This window comes from Helicobacter pylori (assembly GCF_900120335.1).
In the GTDB taxonomy this organism is placed as follows: domain Bacteria; phylum Campylobacterota; class Campylobacteria; order Campylobacterales; family Helicobacteraceae; genus Helicobacter; species Helicobacter pylori_BU.
In genome coordinates, this window is the sequence record NZ_LT635477.1 from 177,144 (window position 1) to 193,115 (window position 15,972).

Consider the following 15,972-nt stretch of genomic DNA (forward strand, 5'->3'; position numbering starts at 1 on the left):
TTATCCTTTAAAAGATTTTACTAATAACGCTAAAGGCCAGGCTGATTTCATCTTTAAAACGCCCCATGATAGCCGAAGCGATTAAAATAATGCCCACAAATCCGATCGCAATTTTAACCGGAAACCCGATAGCGAGCAGGTTGAACTGAGGGTGGGTTTTCATGATCATGCCAAAAATAATATCGCTCAATAACACCAAGCATAAAATAGGGAACGCCATAGAAAACCCTATGACAAACAAGTGTGAAAAGGCTTTGACAATGTTTTTAGCCAACGCTGGCTCAAAGACAAATCGCCCTAAAGGGACGGCTTTTAAGCTGTGATCCACAAATAAAATGATTTGATGGTGGAACGATAAATCCAATAAAATTAAAATCGCTAACAATAAAAGGGCTTGCCCCACGATGGGTTTTTGTGATCCTGAAATGGGATCATACGCGCTCGCCATGGTAAGCCCCATAGAAAAGCTGATGCTGTCAGTGGCAAACACTAAGCTCGCAAAAACGATTTGTAAAAAGATGGACGCGCACACCCCTAAAAACAGCTCGCATAAACAAGCAATAATAAAACCTTCTGGCGTGTAAGCGGCGTTTGAAAACTCTAAAGTGGGGTAAAAAATCGCGCTCACATACAAGCTCAAAGCCCCACGCACCGACAATGGCACCAAATGGTTTTCAAAAAAAGGGAAAAAAGATAACACCCCACTAACCCTTAAAAACAACAAGAAAAAATCCCTAACATGGGGGGTGCTAAGCTCTTGGAGGAAATCTAGCATTCTTTTTCTTTAAGGATAAAAAAGTAGTGCGTTAGCATTAGGGTTTGTAATAAAGTAGCAAAAAAATTAAAAAAAGGGATCAAGGAAAAAAGATAGCAAAAAAACGAGAAACGATAGTGCTTTAATCGGTGTTGTTTGAGTAGGTTTTGATAGCTTTGATGATTAAAAATCATGCTAGCTATATCCAAACTCATGGTGTTTTTGAAAAAAAGAAAATGCGCGATTATAGAAAAAAAGACCCCAAAGACTCCTATAAAGGGAATGAAATAAAAGGGCATTAAAAGCACTAACAATACAAGCATAAGAATGAGCGCTTTTAAAAAATATTTAATAGAAAAAAGGATAGAGCCAAATTCTTCTAAAACGACATGGGGATAATATTTTTGGTGCAAATAAGAGACCACTAAAGGGGTGTAAAAAATAGACGCAAAAACATTGATGACTAAACTCAAAAGAATCGCAATCCAAAAAATAAGAAAATACACCAACGCTTTAAAAACCCAAACAAACACACCAGCAAAAAAGCCTTGAGAATGAGCGTAATCATTCAAAGATTGCGGCAATAAAGCTTGGCAATAATTCACAACATTTTCGCCATTGTAATAAAAGATAGCTCCAAAAAACGCCAAACTCAAAAGGATAGGACCAAGATTGATTAAAAGCATTCTAGCGCTTAAGAAATCATTAAAACTTTTTTTAAAAATGGATAGAAACAAAACCATAAGCCTTTTTTAAACTCACTTTTTAAGGGGTATTTAAGCACAAAGTCCCTTAATCTTATATAGTAAGCTTATAAACATGAGATTGACTAAAGGTATAGAAATTACTTAATATGGAATAACATGCAATGCTAAAAAACCAAATATATAGAATAACAGCATAAACACCCAAGGGAAGAAGATAGCTATGACAGTAATGAAAATTATTATATTCATTATTATGTCTAGGATTTTTGAATCCTTTTTAACATTCTTTTCCTTTCCAAAAAGAATAAAACTAACACCAAAAAAGATAATCAATATTATTACGACATCTGAGGCGAACATTTTTACCCACTTTGAATGGAATGAATAACTTTAAGCATTTCTTACCCCTCAATGTGAGTTTTCTATAATCATGATAGCTTTTTGCTTTAAATTTGCTATAATGCGAATTTAATGATGAAAATTAGTTTAGAGTGGAGAACACACAATGAAAAAAAATATCTTAAATTTAGCGTTAGTGGGTGCGTTGAGCGCGTCGTTTTTGATGGCTAAGCCGGCTCATAATGCGAATAATGCTACGCATAACACGAAAGAAACGACCGATGCTTCAGCAGGCGTGTTAGCGACAGTGGATGGCAGACCCATCACCAAAAGCGATTTTGATATGATTAAGCAACGAAATCCTAATTTTGATTTTGACAAGCTTAAAGAGAAAGAAAAAGAAGCCTTGATTGAGCAAGCTATCCGCACCGTGCTTGTAGAAAATGAGGCTAAGGCAGAAAAGCTTAATCAGACTCCAGAATTTAAAGCGATGATGGAAGCGGTTAAAAAACAGGCTTTAGTGGAATTTTGGGCTAAAAAACAGGCTGAAGAAGTGAAAAAAATCCAAATCCCAGAAAAAGAAATGCAGGATTTTTACAACGCTAATAAAGATCAGCTTTTTGTCAAGCAAGAAGCCCATGCTAGGCATATTTTAGTGAAAACCGAAGATGAGGCTAAACGGATTATTTCTGAGATCGACAAACAGCCAAAGACTAAAAAAGAAGCCAAATTCATTGAGTTAGCCAATCGTGATACGATTGATCCTAACAGTAAGAACGCGCAAAATGGCGGTGATTTAGGGAAATTCCAGAAAAACCAAATGGCTCCGGATTTTTCTAAAGCCGCTTTCGCTCTAACTCCTGGGAATTACACTAAAACCCCTGTTAAAACAGAGTTTGGTTATCATATTATTTATTTGATTTCTAAAGATAGCCCTGTAACTTATACTTATGAGCAAGCCAAACCCACCATTAAGGGGATGTTACAAGAAAAGCTTTTCCAAGAACGCATGAATCAACGAATCGAGGAATTAAGGAAGCACGCTAAAATTGTTATCAACAAGTAATGGATGAGGTGTTATCATGTTAGTTAAAGGCAATGAAATCTTATTGAAAGCCCATAAAGAAGGTTATGGGGTAGGGGCGTTTAATTTCGTGAATTTTGAAATGCTAAACGCTATTTTTGAAGCAGGAAACGAAGAAAATTCCCCGCTTTTCATTCAAGCGAGTGAAGGGGCGATCAAATACATGGGGATTGATATGGCGGTGGGCATGGTGAAAATCATGTGCGAACGCTATCCGCACATTCCTGTAGCCTTACACCTAGATCATGGAACGACTTTTGAAAGTTGCGAAAAAGCCGTGAAAGCGGGTTTCACTTCTGTGATGATTGACGCGTCTCATCATGCTTTTGAAGAAAATTTGGAATTGACTTCTAAAGTGGTCAAAATGGCGCATAACGCTGGAGTGAGCGTGGAAGCGGAGTTGGGGCGTTTAATGGGGATTGAAGACAATATTTCAGTAGATGAAAAGGACGCGGTGTTAGTGAATCCTAAAGAAGCGGAGCGGTTTGTCAAAGAATCTCAAGTGGATTACTTAGCCCCAGCCATTGGGACAAGCCATGGAGCGTTTAAGTTTAAGGGCGAGCCAAAATTGGATTTTGAACGCTTGCAAGAAGTCAAAAGGCTCACTAATATCCCTCTAGTTTTGCATGGAGCGAGCGCGATACCAGATGATGTGAGGAAATCTTATTTGGACGCTGGAGGCGATTTGAAAGGCTCTAAAGGTGTGCCTTTTGAGTTTTTACAAGAATCTATAAAAGGGGGGATCAATAAGGTCAATACCGATACGGATTTAAGGATCGCTTTCATCGCAGAAGTGCGCAAGGTGGCTAATGAAGATAAGAGCCAATTTGATTTGAGGAAGTTTTTTTCTCCGGCCCAATTAGCGCTTAAAAATGTGGTCAAAGAGCGCATGAAACTTTTGGGTAGCGCTAATAAAATTTAATCAACAAGGGAAGAGTGTAACATGGCAATTGGGATGAGCGAGCTCAAAAAGGGCTTGAAAATTGAATTGGGCGGTGTGCCTTATAGAATTGTAGAATACCAGCATGTCAAGCCCGGCAAGGGTGCGGCTTTCGTGCGTGCGAAAATCAAGTCGTTTTTGGATGGTAAGGTGATTGAAAAGACTTTCCATGCGGGGGATAAGTGCGAAGAACCTAACCTGGTTGAAAAAACGATGCAGTACCTTTATCATGATGGCGATACATACCAATTCATGGATATAGAGAGCTATGAGCAAATCGCTTTAAACGACTCTCAAGTGGGCGAGGCCTCTAAATGGATGCTAGACGGCATGCAAGTGCAGGTTTTATTGCATAATGACAAGGCGATTTCAGTGGATGTGCCGCAAGTTGTGGCTTTAAAGATTGTGGAAACGGCTCCTAATTTTAAGGGCGATACTTCAAGCGCGAGCAAAAAGCCAGCGACTTTAGAAACCGGTGCGGTCGTGCAAGTGCCTTTCCATGTTTTAGAGGGTGAGACGATTAAGGTGAATACGGAAACAGAAGAGTATCTTGAAAAGGTGAAATAGGTAAAATGGTCTTTTATCTAGGTTGTGCACAAAAACTCTGCCTTTTAGGGTAAAGGTGTGATACTTTGTAGTTTTAGAATTAACGCATTCGCTGTTTAGGAAATGATCTTGTGAATGCAAAACTTTAGCGTGCTTTGGGACACTAAAAAGCCTTAAGTTTTCAGTAGGGGTGTTTCACTGATTGGCGATTGTATGCCTTTTTTTAGGGGGTTTTACTCTCTTGTTTAAGTTGTGGTAGTTTGAGTTTCGTTTGAAGCGTGTGTAAAATGGGCGGTTGCTATATTTTATCAGTCATTCTTTACAATTAAAAATCATTTTAAAATTTCTTTTCTCTGTTCTCGTTTGGCATTGATTATAAAATATAAAAAATGCTTTAGTATTTTTTACAATCTAAAAAGAGATTGGTTTCAATCAAGCGGATAATTTCTTAAAAAACATTCTTGGGGGGTTAGGGTGGATTTGATTGGGGGTTAAGGGGGTAAAAGCGCAAAATATTCCCTTAAAAAATGGGTTTTATGATAAAGTTTAAAACGATAAAACAAAGTAATCCTATTTTTATTAAAAATTAAAGTTGATTGAAATTCAAACAAGGTTCTAGTTGCAATATTTGATGAGAGCGATACTCCCTATCTTCTCAAGAGTTTTAAAGAAAACTTAATAAAAGAAGTTTCACAAACGATCAAATCTAAAACGATAGCAACAAAGCTTAAAATCCCCATTTTTCAATGAAAACAAACTACAATAAGCGTTCTATATCATCAGCGCTTAAAGGGGTGTTGGCTTTTAAAAATTTTGATGCCTTTTGACCTAAAATTTCTTTATAAAATTTAGGGTGTAAGCCAAGGTTGGGGCGTAAGGCTTTGATATTATCGCTAGTCAATGCTTCGCCTTTTTGAATGTCCTTAATGACGAATAAAGAGCGCGCAAAGAATCTTCGCTCCTCTAAAGTCTTTGGATTGATTTTTGGCTCTTCTTCGCCTAAGGCTAAAACGCTTTGCTTGATGGCTCCAACCATGCTTTTAAATTCGTTAAAATCCATGCTAAAAGCGCTGTCTGGGGTTTGTAAGGATTTGTTTAAAATGAAATGCTTTTCTATCATGCTCGCCCCTAAAGTGGTGGCTAGAATGGGGCAAAGAGAGCCAATCGTGTGATCGCTCAAGCCAAATTTAACGCCAAAGGTTTCGCCTAATTTAACCATGCTCAATAAATTAGCGTCTTCTAGTTTGCTAGGATAAGCGCTCACGCATTTTAAAAGGGTGATGTCAAAATTATTCACTCCTCTGCACAATGAGATGGCGTCTTGTAATTCGGCGTGTGTGGCGATACCGCTAGAAAGGATAATGGGTTTTTGTGTGCGAGCGGCCTTTTCAATCAAGTCCAAATCAACGATTTCAAAACTAGCGATTTTATACATGGGGCAATCTAGACTCTCTAAAAGCTCTAAAGCTTTTGAGCTAAAGGGCGAGCTAAAAATGCCTAAATCAAGCTTTTTAGCCAACTCAAACAATTCAGCATGCCACTCTAGGGGGGTAGAAGCCTTTTGATACAATCCATACAGATTTTCTTTATCCCATAAAGTGCCTTGAATGATGAAAGGATCTTCTTTAGAGTTTAAAGTCATGCAGCTTGGCGTGTAGGTTTGGAGCTTGGCAAAATCCGCACCGCTTTCCTTAATGGCATGAAGGCTTTCTTTGGCTAGGTTTAAATCCTGGTTATGGTTAGCGCTCAATTCAGCGACAATTTTAGGGCGTTGCAACATTTCTTATTTTTCCTTAATCAAAACTTCTTTTTCTAAGCGATAGACTTGAGAGCAAGTGAAGGCTAAATGCTCATCATGCGTGGCTAAGACTAACGCCCCTTCGTTTTCTGTAATGTAATTTTGCAGCATGCTGATGACCTGATTAGCGCTAGTGGTGTCTAAATTCCCGGTGGGTTCATCAGCGATAATGATTTGGGGTTTTTTAGAAAGCACTCTGGCGATGCTTAAGCGTTGTTGCTGGCCGCCACTCAATTCGCCCACGCCTTGTTTTAGAGTGTGGGCTATGCCTAATTGCTCTAAAAGGGAATGATTTATTTCTTGCTTGGCTAGGATTGAAGCGACTTGCAAGTTTTCTAAAGCGCTAAAACCCTTAAAAAGGTAATGCGATTGAAAAACGATGCCCACTTTTAAGCGCCGTAATTCCAAAAGCTTTTTGGAGTTTAAGGCATAAATATCCTGGTGTTCTAACAAACTGACTGTTCCGCTATCCGGTTTTAGCATGGTGGCCAAATGGCTTAAAAGCGTGCTTTTACCGCTCCCGCTCACGCCTAAAATCGCTAGGCTTTCTTTGGGTTTAATACGCAAATTCACGCCATTATAAAGAGGTTTTTCAAAAGCATGAGAAATATCAATCGCTTTAATCATGATTGTTTCCTAAAAAGAATATCGCCCAATAAGCTAGGGCTTAAGATGTAAGAAGTTGAAAAATTCGTGCTGTGCAAGATGATTTTATCATAACGCCTTGCATAGTATTTTAAAAGCGTTCTTTGTAAGGCGGGTTCAATGCTTGGGCTAAACCATGCGTTATTGCTCATTAGGATAAAAATTTTTGAAGGGCTGTTTGAATAAGCGGCTTTGGAAGTGCCTTCATAGCAAATCAGGGGGCGAAAAGTAAAATCGTCTAATGTAAAATCGCTGAAATGGGAAGCGTTGCGGTATAAATAAGCGCTCTCGCCAAAAAAGAGTTTTTCAAGGGGTTTTTGAAGAAACTTGGGTAAAGGCATGGTCTCGCCAAAGGGGGCTAAGATCACTTTATCAGCGATCTGAACGCTTTTTTTAGAAAATAAAAACGAGCTGTTATAAAGGCTATAGCCTTGGGTGCGCAATGTCCCTATTAAAATAGCAATATTATCGCTCAAATCTTCTAACTTCGCTTTAAAGGGGGAGTTTTCTAAAGCGATGGGGTAGGCGGTCTCTGGAAAAACAATCAAGGTTTTTTGCTTGCTTTGAGCGAGTTTGATTTCTTTAAGAATGTTGTTTTCAATGTTGTTAAGGTAGTTTGAATCAAATTTCAAATCTTGGGGCGTTCTTGTAGAGACTAATTCAACATTTCCAACCTCTTTTAAATCGCTTGTTTTAAAGAAATGAAAATCCAACGCGCCAAGTAGCAATAAAACCCCTATCATTCTGTATTTTTTAAGATTTTGAGCGTTCAAAAAAACGCAAGCCAAAAAAACAAGCCCTAAAGATAATTTATCCACCCTAAACACGCTATAAGAAAAAAAGCTATCCGGGACTAACCAATCAAATCCAAAAGGGTGGATAAAACTAGAGCCTAAAAAACTCAAAAGCCTGAAGTAGGGGTTTTCAAAATAGAGCAACAAATAAAATAAAACCCCATAAACTAACGCTATTAAAACAATGATTAAGGGCAATAAATAAGTGAAATCCGAATAGCGAAAGCTTAAAGCGCACCAGTAAAACAATAACGCCCCCACGAAAAAACCCAAAGCAAAAGCGCTATTTCTAGGGGTTTTTAAAAACGCTAGCATGCTTAAAGGGGCTAATAGGCTTGTGAGTATGATAGAAATATAAGGGTTTTCAACCGCATAAGCGTCTAAAACAGCGTTCACATACACGCTTGAAACAAACATGCACGCTAATAAAAAAGCGTTTTGATTGAATAGGAGAAGACGCATGGCTAAATTTTGAAACCTTGAGATTGTTTTAGTGTATTATAGCTATATTTTAATTTAAGAATTTTAGATTGATTTTTTTAAGGGTAGTTTTTTTTAAGTTGTGTTATTATTTTCAAATTTCAAGCCTAAAGAGCGTGAATTGGCATGATTTAAGAATGATGGGTGTTTGTTTTAAAACGCTACGACTATCCTTATATGAGATAGAGATAATGAGAGAAAGGTTTGGGTTTAGGGTTTGAACTATATTGATTTGGCGTTACTTGTGGTAGTGGTAGCCTTTGGGATTAGGGGGTTTTATCATGGCTTCGTGAGTGAAATAGCAGCGACTTTGGGGATTGTGCTTGGCGTTTATTTGGCGTCTCGCTATTCTGTGGCTGTTGGGAATTTATTTTCAGAGCATTTGTATGATTTAAGAAATGAAACCATGACCAATCTCATTGGTTTTTTACTGGTGTTGGCGTCCATTTGGGTGTTTTTTTTAGCTCTTGGAGTGTTGCTAGGCAAGATGTTAGTCTTTAGCGGTCTAGGCATTATAGACAAGGCGTTAGGGTTTATTTTTTCATGTTTGAAAACTTTTTTAGTGCTTTCTTTCATCCTTTATGCGCTCTCTAAAATGGATTTAATGAAAGACGCTAACGCCTATTTGCAAGAAAAGAGCGCTATTTTCCCCACCATGAAAAGCATCGCTAGTAAGATCATGCGCCTTGATGGCGTCAAACATGTGGAGAAAAACCTTAAAGACAACCTTGAAGAAATGAGCGATGGAGTTAAAAATAAAGGATCTATTGATAACGCCAAAGAATCTTTTAATAAGGCTACGGATAAGGGCGTAGAAGCTTTAAAAGAAAAGGCTAAAGATTTGCCTAAAAACATGCTAGAGCCAAAACACAATAAACCCAACCAAACCCCACCAATCCCAACCCCATCTAATAAAGAACCCCTATAAAGGCACAACATGTTTTCTAACCAATACATCCAACAACGCATCCATAAAGCCAATAGCTTGAGAGAAGAAGGCAAAAACCCTTATAAAAATGGCTTGAAACGAAGCCTCACCAACGCCGCTTTTTTAGAAAAATACGTTTATGTTAAGGATTTAGAAGAGCCTAAAGACAAAGAAAAATGCGAGAGCGTTGTAGGGAGGGTCAAGCTTTTGCGTTTAATGGGTAAGGCATGTTTTATTAAAATTGAAGATGAAAGCGCGATTTTACAAGCTTATGTTTCGCAAAATGAATTGAACGATGAGTTTAAAAGCTTGAAAAAGCATTTAGAAGTGGGCGATATTGTGTTGGTGAAAGGTTTCCCTTTTGCTACCAAAACCGGTGAATTAAGCATTCATGCCCTAGAATTTCACATTTTAAGCAAAACCATCGTGCCTTTGCCTGAAAAATTTCATGGACTGAGCGATATAGAATTGCGTTACCGCCAACGCTACTTGGATTTGATCGTCAATCCTAGCGTTAAAGATGTGTTTAAAAAGCGCAGTTTGATTGTCTCTAGCGTGCGGAAATTTTTTGAAATGGAAGGGTTTTTAGAAGTGGAAACCCCTATGATGCACCCCATTCCTGGCGGGGCGAACGCAAGGCCTTTCATCACTTATCATAACGCCTTAGAAATTGAAAGGTATTTGAGAATCGCCCCAGAATTATACCTTAAACGCTTGATTGTAGGGGGGTTTGAGGCGGTGTTTGAAATCAATCGTAATTTCAGGAATGAGGGCATGGATCACAGCCATAACCCCGAATTCACGATGATTGAGTTTTACTGGGCGTATCACACTTATGAAGATTTGATTGAACTCAGTAAGAGGTTATTTGACTACTTGCTAAAGACTTTAAATTTAGATTCAAAAATCATTTATAACGATATGGAAGTGGATTTCAACCAAACGAGCGTGATTTCCTATTTGGACGCTTTAGAAACAATAGGGGGCATCAGTAAGGATATTTTAGAAAAAGAAGACGGGCTTTTGGCTTATTTGTTAGAGCGAGGCGTTAAAGTAGAGCCAAACCTCACTCATGGCAAGTTACTCGCTGAAGCGTTTGATCATTTTGTAGAGCATAAGCTTATTAACCCCACTTTTGTAACCGAATATCCCATTGAGATTAGCCCTTTAGCCAGACGCAACGATAGTAACCCTAATATTGCTGACAGGTTTGAATTGTTTATTGCAGGTAAAGAAATCGCTAATGGTTTTAGCGAGTTGAATGACCCATTAGATCAACTAGAGCGCTTTAAAAATCAAGTGGCTGAAAAAGAAAAAGGCGATGAAGAAGCCCAATACATGGATGAAGATTATGTGTGGGCCCTAGCCCATGGAATGCCCCCCACTGCAGGGCAAGGCATAGGCATTGACCGATTAGTGATGCTGCTCACTGGAGCTAAAAGCATTAAAGATGTGATTTTATTCCCAGCGATGCGTCCTGTTAAAAACGATTTTAATGTTGAGGGTGAAGAATAATGGCTTATTTTTTAGAACAAACGGATAGTGAAATCTTTGAGTTTATTGTTGAGGAATTTAAACGCCAAAATGAGCATTTAGAAATGATAGCGAGCGAGAATTACACTTTTCCTAGTGTCATGGAGGCTATGGGGAGTATTTTAACGAATAAATACGCTGAAGGCTATCCTAACAAACGCTACTATGGAGGCTGTGAAGTGGTGGATAAAATAGAAAGCCTAGCCATAGAAAGGGCTAAAAAGCTTTTCAATTGCCAGTTCGCTAACGTGCAAGCGCATTCAGGCTCACAAGCCAATAACGCTGTCTATCACGCCCTTCTAAAGCCTTATGATAAGATTTTAGGCATGGATTTAAGCTGTGGAGGGCATTTAACGCATGGCGCTAAAGTGAGTTTAACCGGCAAGCATTACCAGAGCTTTTCTTATGGCGTGGGTTTGGATGGCTATATTGATTATGAAGAGGCGCTAAAAATCGCTCAAAGCGTTAAGCCACAAATCATTGTGTGCGGGTTTTCAGCCTATCCAAGGGAGATTGATTTTAAGAAATTTAGAGAAATCGCTGATGCAGTGGGGGCGTTACTACTAGGCGATATAGCCCATGTGGCAGGGCTTGTGGTCGCTGATGAGCATGCCCATCCTTTCCCGCATTGCCATGTGGTTTCAAGCACCACTCATAAGACCTTAAGAGGGCCTAGAGGAGGGCTTATTTTAACCAATGACGAAGAAATAGCGGCTAAGATTGACAAAGCGATTTTTCCAGGAACTCAAGGCGGGCCTTTGATGCATGTAATTGCTGCTAAAGCGGTGGGGTTTAAAGAGAATCTAAAACCAGAATTTAAAGCTTATGCAAAATTAGTGAAATCTAACATGCAAGTTCTCGCTAAAGCGTTAAAAGAAAAAAACCACAAATTAGTGAGCGGTGGCACTTCTAACCATTTGCTTTTAATGGATTTCTTAGATAAGCCTTATAGCGGGAAAGACGCTGACATTGCCTTAGGGAATGCTGGGATCACCGTGAATAAAAACACCATTCCTGGCGAAACGCGCAGCCCTTTTGTAACGAGCGGGATAAGGATTGGCTCAGCGGCATTGAGCGCAAGAGGTATGGGAGCTAAAGAATTTGAAATCATAGGGAATAAAATATCAGATATTTTGAATGATATTAATAATGTTAGTTTGCAATTGCATGTGAAAGAAGAATTGAAGGCCATGGCCAATCAATTCTCTGTGTACCACCAACCCATTTTTTAAGGGAGTCAAGATGACAGAAATGGAATTAAAGCTCATTAAAATAGACACAAGCCATTATTTTGAAAAAAAACCAGGCTTGGGGGAGAGAATGGATTATGCGGGTCGTTGTTATTATAATAAATTCCAAAGAGTGAATGCCATGCTCACAAGCTCGCTCATTCAAAAGCATTTGAAAAGGGAAATAGAAATCGCGCACAACCTCATCTTGCGTAACGATAAGGTGGAAAACATTGTGTTTGATTATAACGGGAGGAATCCAGAGCGTTTTTATCATAAGGCGCAGTTATTGCTTCGTGAAGAGGGTTTTATGAATTTTACCGCTTATAACACGAAAACGCCAGGGCATTTGCATTTGTATGTGCATAAGGGGCATACGGAATTGGGCGAGGGCGAGAGGTTGATTAAAACTTTGTCCATGAAATTAGTGCAAGGGTTGCCTAAAGAATGGAGGATATTCCCCAGCAACGAATGGCCTAAGGAATTTAATATTTTAGCTTTACCTTATGAAGTGTTTGCAAAAGAGCGAGGAAGCTCTTGGGCGAAGCATTTATAACCATTTTTGAAAGGATTTTTAATGTCAGAAAAAGAAAGACTGAATGAAGTGATTTTAGAAGAAGAGAATAATGGGAGCGGCACTAAAAAGGTGTTTTTGATCGTGGCTATAGCCATTATCATTTTGGCGGTGCTTTTGATGGTGTTTTGGAAAAGCACGAGAGTCGCTCCTAAAGAGACTTTTTTACAAACCGATAGCGGCATGCAAAAAATAGGCAACACTAAAGATGAGAAAAAAGACGATGAGTTTGAAAGCTTGAATATGGATTCTCCCAAACAAGAAGACAAGTTAGACAAAGTGGTGGATAATATTAAAAAACAAGAGAGTGAAAATTCTATGCCCATTCAAACCGATCAAGCTCAAATGGAGATGAAAACAACAGGAGAAAAACAAGAATCTCAAAAAGAATTAAAAGCTGTTGAGCCTATTCCCATGAGCGCTCAAAAAGAATCTCAGGCTGTGGCTAAAAAAGAAACCCCCCACAAAAAGCCTAAAGTAGTGCCAAAAGATAAAGAAGCGCATAAAGATAAAGAAGCACATAAAGATAAAGCTACGCATGCGGCTAAAAAAGAGCCTAAAGTTAAAAAAGAAGCCCATAAAGAAGTTTCTAAGAAAGCTAATTCTAAAACCAATCTTACTAAAGGGCATTATTTGCAAGTGGGGGTTTTTGCGCACACGCCCAACAAAGCCTTTTTACAAGAGTTTAATCAATTCCCCCATAAAATTGAAGATAGGGGGGCTACTAAACGCTACCTCATAGGCCCTTATAAGAGCAAGCAAGAAGCCTTAATGCATGCCGATGAAGTCAGTAAGAAGATGACTAAACCGGTTGTCATAGAAGCGCGTTAAGGGCTTTGCGAACTTAAAAGAGTTACTACCTCTCTTTTAAGTTTATTTTTTAAAAACCCCCTAGCTTTTTAATAAAGAATGCACCCACCACCGCTACAAACTCCCTAAAATTCGCATTTTAAGGAATCTTATGCTACAAGACAGATTTAGATATGGTTACGAGTGGGAAATTGACGGCGTAAAACTTAGAGTAGTTGTAGATAGGACAAAAGATAAGCATTTAATTTTTGATTATTACTCAAACAGAAATCTAGTAGAAAATAAACCCACATGCCGAACACGCAGAGAATAAATTAGACTTATATGAACTAGACATTAGCGAAAATGATTTAATAACGCAAGAATTAACGAACAAAGAATTAGCAGATGAATTGTTTGAAAAAAGGCACTAACCCCCTTTAAGCCCCTTATAACCGATGCAAGTATCAAAATGAGTTGGTGCTGAAAACAATGCAAAAAATGACTAGAATGAAACGATAAGGGTAGTCTAATCCATAGAAAAACAGCAAAATCTCAAAATAGCGATAAAACATCAATCATGAGCTTGAGCGCTAGACATGCTTAATAAAACCAGTGTGTGGTGGGATTGCTATAAAAACAAATACAAGAAGCAAAAATAAAACAAGCAAAAAACATTCAAGCTATCCTACAAGCCAAAGAGCGCTATCTCAATAGGTTTTTTAAAATTAGCTATAATCAAGGGTTTAAAAATAATCCTTAAAAAAGAGTTTTAACATGTTGGAAAAACTGATTGAAAGAGTGTTGTTTGCTACTCGTTGGTTGCTAGCCCCTTTGTGTATTGCCATGTCGTTAGTGTTAGTGGTTTTAGGCTATGTGTTCATGAAAGAGTTGTGGCACATGCTCAGCCATTTAGACACCATTAGTGAAACGGATTTAGTCTTATCGGCCTTAGGCTTGGTGGATTTGTTGTTCATGGCCGGGCTTGTTTTAATGGTGTTGCTCGCCAGTTATGAAAGCTTTGTTTCCAAATTAGACAAGGTGGATGCTAGCGAAATCACTTGGCTAAAACACACGGATTTTAACGCCTTAAAGTTAAAGGTTTCCCTTTCCATTGTAGCCATTTCGGCGATTTTTTTGCTCAAACGCTACATGAGTTTAGAAGACGTTCTATCTAGCATTCCTAAAGACACGCCTTTATCGCATAACCCTATTTTTTGGCAAGTGGTGATCCATTTGGTGTTTGTGTGTTCAGCGCTTTTAACCGCTGTTACCAATAACATCGCTTTTTCGCAGAAAGAAAGGCATTGAAAGCGTTTAAAGTTCTCTTTCAGGAAGGACTTTAGACCATTCTTTAATCAAACGCAAAAAGAAAGAGGTATCAGGCGAGTTTTTTTCATGGATTAAGATGCCTTCTTCTGTAGCTTCCCAAATAACTCTATGCCGATACAAGACTAAATGCCATGCTTGTTGGGCATGATCTTTAAGCGACAAGCGCACCCTTTTAGCAAAAGACGGGTTGTCAAACAAGACTGCGCTTTCAGTGTTAATATATGCAGAGCGCGGATCAATATTAAAACTCCCTAGAAGCGTTAGGGCATCATCAAAAACAATTGTCTTGCCGTGTAAGGAATGTTTGGTGCTAAAGCGCCCTTTAATCTGGCGGTTGAAAAAATCGTTTCGTATTTCATAGACATTTGCGCCCATTCGCACTAATTGGTTGCGATACCTTTCCCACGCCCCATAGACCACTATCGCATCAGTAGATGAAAGGGAATTGGTAAGGATGTTCAATTCAATCCCCTTAGAAATTTGATTTTTAAAGATTTTCATCATCTTTTTGCCTGGAATAAAATACGATGAAGCGATAAAAACGGAGTCTTTGGCGTTTTTAAGGGCTTTCTCAAAAGCGATTTTGATAGGCGAATACAAGGGCGTGTCAATTTTTTTGGGTGAATCGGCTAAAAAAATGGCATTCCCATAATAAATGGGGTATTGGTATTTTTGGAAGCGTTCTATAAAATCATTGACTTTTTTTTCAAACTGGTTTTTGTCTTCAGCGCTGATAGGGATTTTTTCATGGAGCTTGGCGATTTCTTTAACGTTGTTTTTGAGTCTTTTATGGGTTCTTAACAATGAAACAGGGATAGAGCGGTGGAATCGCCAATAATTTTCAAAGCTTTCTTTGGCTTTTGAAGCAACCCCCCCAAAAAACAAAGCGTCTAAATCTAAAAAATTCGTGTCTAAATCGTTATCAAAATAATTGTCCCCAATGTTGCGCCCCCCTATAATGACAGCGAAATTATCCACGATGAAAAGCTTGTTGTGCATGCGTTTTTTAATGCGTTCATAATCCGCAAGCATTTCAAAATAACGCAAGCCTTTATTGCGGATATAGTAGGGGTTAAAGATTTTCACTTCAATGTTTTTATGGAAATTTAAAAGCATGATGTCTGAAAAATCTGAATCTAACCCGTTGTCATCTAAAAGGATGCGCACTTTTACCCCACGATTGGCCGCGTTTAAAAGTTCTTTAGCGATCACTTGAGAAGAAAGGTCGTTTTTATAGATATAAGTTTGCATGTCAATGCTTTTTTGGCTCATTCTAATAAGACCCACTCTGTGCAACAAGGCATCAAAGCCGTCTTCTAAAAGAATGGCCGCGCTATGGTTAGGGTTTTCTTTTAAATTTTTGGTGTACAAACTCCCAATGGTGGTAGTGCAGGGATCATAAGAGATAGGGGGGTTTGAAATGGGAGTCTTATAGACTAACCCAAAACACCCATTAAAAAAAAAGACGCTTAAAAAAACTAAAAAGATTTTCAAAAACGA

At 38.5% G+C, this 15,972-nt stretch carries 16 protein-coding genes; 9 read left to right on the forward strand and 7 right to left on the reverse strand.

Annotated features, from left to right (window positions below):
* Positions 1–7: 7 nt before the first annotated feature.
* From fliR to CS889_RS08390, 3 genes are all read right to left on the reverse strand, one after another.
* Positions 8–775: a flagellar biosynthetic protein FliR gene (fliR, locus tag CS889_RS00905; protein ID WP_077368075.1), complete on the reverse strand. Its 768-nt coding sequence runs from the start codon at positions 773–775 to the stop codon at positions 8–10.
* Positions 769–1,497, reverse strand: coding sequence for an EI24 domain-containing protein (locus CS889_RS00910; protein ID WP_089086557.1), 729 nt, complete (start codon positions 1,495–1,497; stop codon positions 769–771). The genes fliR and CS889_RS00910 overlap by 7 nt, the downstream gene beginning before the upstream one ends.
* A 105-nt stretch (positions 1,498–1,602) precedes the next feature.
* On the reverse strand, positions 1,603–1,821 hold the full coding sequence (locus CS889_RS08390) for a hypothetical protein (protein ID WP_089086558.1): 219 nt from the start codon (positions 1,819–1,821) through the stop codon (positions 1,603–1,605).
* Positions 1,822–1,966: 145 nt separating this feature from the next.
* Here CS889_RS08390 and cbf2 point away from each other — a divergent pair, with 145 nt between their 5' ends.
* Genes cbf2 through efp form a run of 3 tightly spaced genes read left to right on the forward strand, consistent with a single transcriptional unit; the run spans position 1,967 to position 4,391 of the window.
* Complete coding sequence (gene cbf2 / locus CS889_RS00920; RefSeq protein WP_089086559.1) at positions 1,967–2,866, forward strand: peptidylprolyl isomerase CBF2; 900 nt, start codon at positions 1,967–1,969, stop codon at positions 2,864–2,866.
* A gap of 16 nt (positions 2,867–2,882) precedes the next feature.
* Positions 2,883–3,806 carry a class II fructose-bisphosphate aldolase gene (locus CS889_RS00925; protein WP_000960453.1) on the forward strand — a complete coding sequence of 308 codons (924 nt, stop codon included), beginning with the start codon at positions 2,883–2,885 and terminating at the stop codon, positions 3,804–3,806.
* Positions 3,807–3,827: 21 nt separating this feature from the next.
* Positions 3,828–4,391, forward strand: a complete 564-nt coding sequence (gene efp, locus CS889_RS00930; RefSeq protein ID WP_000974266.1) for an elongation factor P — start codon at positions 3,828–3,830, stop codon at positions 4,389–4,391.
* A gap of 736 nt (positions 4,392–5,127) precedes the next feature.
* Here the strand turns inward: efp and pseI are convergent.
* Genes pseI through CS889_RS00945 form a run of 3 tightly spaced genes read right to left on the reverse strand, consistent with a single transcriptional unit; the run spans position 5,128 to position 8,069 of the window.
* On the reverse strand, positions 5,128–6,150 hold the full coding sequence (gene pseI, locus CS889_RS00935; protein WP_089086560.1) for a pseudaminic acid synthase: 1,023 nt from the start codon (positions 6,148–6,150) through the stop codon (positions 5,128–5,130).
* A gap of 3 nt (positions 6,151–6,153) precedes the next feature.
* The gene (locus tag CS889_RS00940; protein WP_089086561.1) at positions 6,154–6,795 is read right to left on the reverse strand and encodes an ABC transporter ATP-binding protein; all 642 of its coding nucleotides are present in this window, start codon (positions 6,793–6,795) and stop codon (positions 6,154–6,156) included.
* Complete coding sequence (locus CS889_RS00945; RefSeq protein ID WP_089086562.1) at positions 6,792–8,069, reverse strand: apolipoprotein N-acyltransferase; 1,278 nt, start codon at positions 8,067–8,069, stop codon at positions 6,792–6,794. Before CS889_RS00945 ends, CS889_RS00940 begins: the two co-directional genes overlap by 4 nt.
* Before the next feature lie 235 nt (positions 8,070–8,304).
* Here CS889_RS00945 and CS889_RS00950 point away from each other — a divergent pair, with 235 nt between their 5' ends.
* From CS889_RS00950 to CS889_RS00975, 6 genes are all read left to right on the forward strand, one after another.
* On the forward strand, positions 8,305–9,015 hold the full coding sequence (locus tag CS889_RS00950) for a CvpA family protein (RefSeq protein WP_172825086.1): 711 nt from the start codon (positions 8,305–8,307) through the stop codon (positions 9,013–9,015).
* A gap of 9 nt (positions 9,016–9,024) precedes the next feature.
* Positions 9,025–10,530: a lysine--tRNA ligase gene (lysS, locus tag CS889_RS00955; protein ID WP_089086563.1), complete on the forward strand. Its 1,506-nt coding sequence runs from the start codon at positions 9,025–9,027 to the stop codon at positions 10,528–10,530.
* On the forward strand, positions 10,530–11,780 hold the full coding sequence (locus tag CS889_RS00960) for a serine hydroxymethyltransferase (protein ID WP_089086564.1): 1,251 nt from the start codon (positions 10,530–10,532) through the stop codon (positions 11,778–11,780). The genes lysS and CS889_RS00960 overlap by 1 nt, the downstream gene beginning before the upstream one ends.
* A 10-nt stretch (positions 11,781–11,790) precedes the next feature.
* On the forward strand, positions 11,791–12,333 hold the full coding sequence (locus CS889_RS00965; RefSeq protein WP_089086565.1) for a DUF1882 domain-containing protein: 543 nt from the start codon (positions 11,791–11,793) through the stop codon (positions 12,331–12,333).
* A 21-nt stretch (positions 12,334–12,354) separates the two neighbouring features.
* Entirely contained in the window at positions 12,355–13,182 is an 828-nt protein-coding gene (locus CS889_RS00970) for a hypothetical protein (protein WP_089086566.1), read from the forward strand.
* 735 nt (positions 13,183–13,917) lie between these two features.
* A complete protein-coding gene (locus CS889_RS00975) occupies positions 13,918–14,451 on the forward strand; it encodes a TIGR00645 family protein (protein WP_000890449.1) in 534 nt (177 codons plus the stop codon).
* 6 nt (positions 14,452–14,457) lie between these two features.
* Here the strand turns inward: CS889_RS00975 and clsC are convergent, their stop codons facing one another.
* Complete coding sequence (gene clsC / locus CS889_RS00980; RefSeq protein WP_089086567.1) at positions 14,458–15,966, reverse strand: cardiolipin synthase ClsC; 1,509 nt, start codon at positions 15,964–15,966, stop codon at positions 14,458–14,460.
* Between the last annotated feature and the right edge of the window lie 6 nt (positions 15,967–15,972).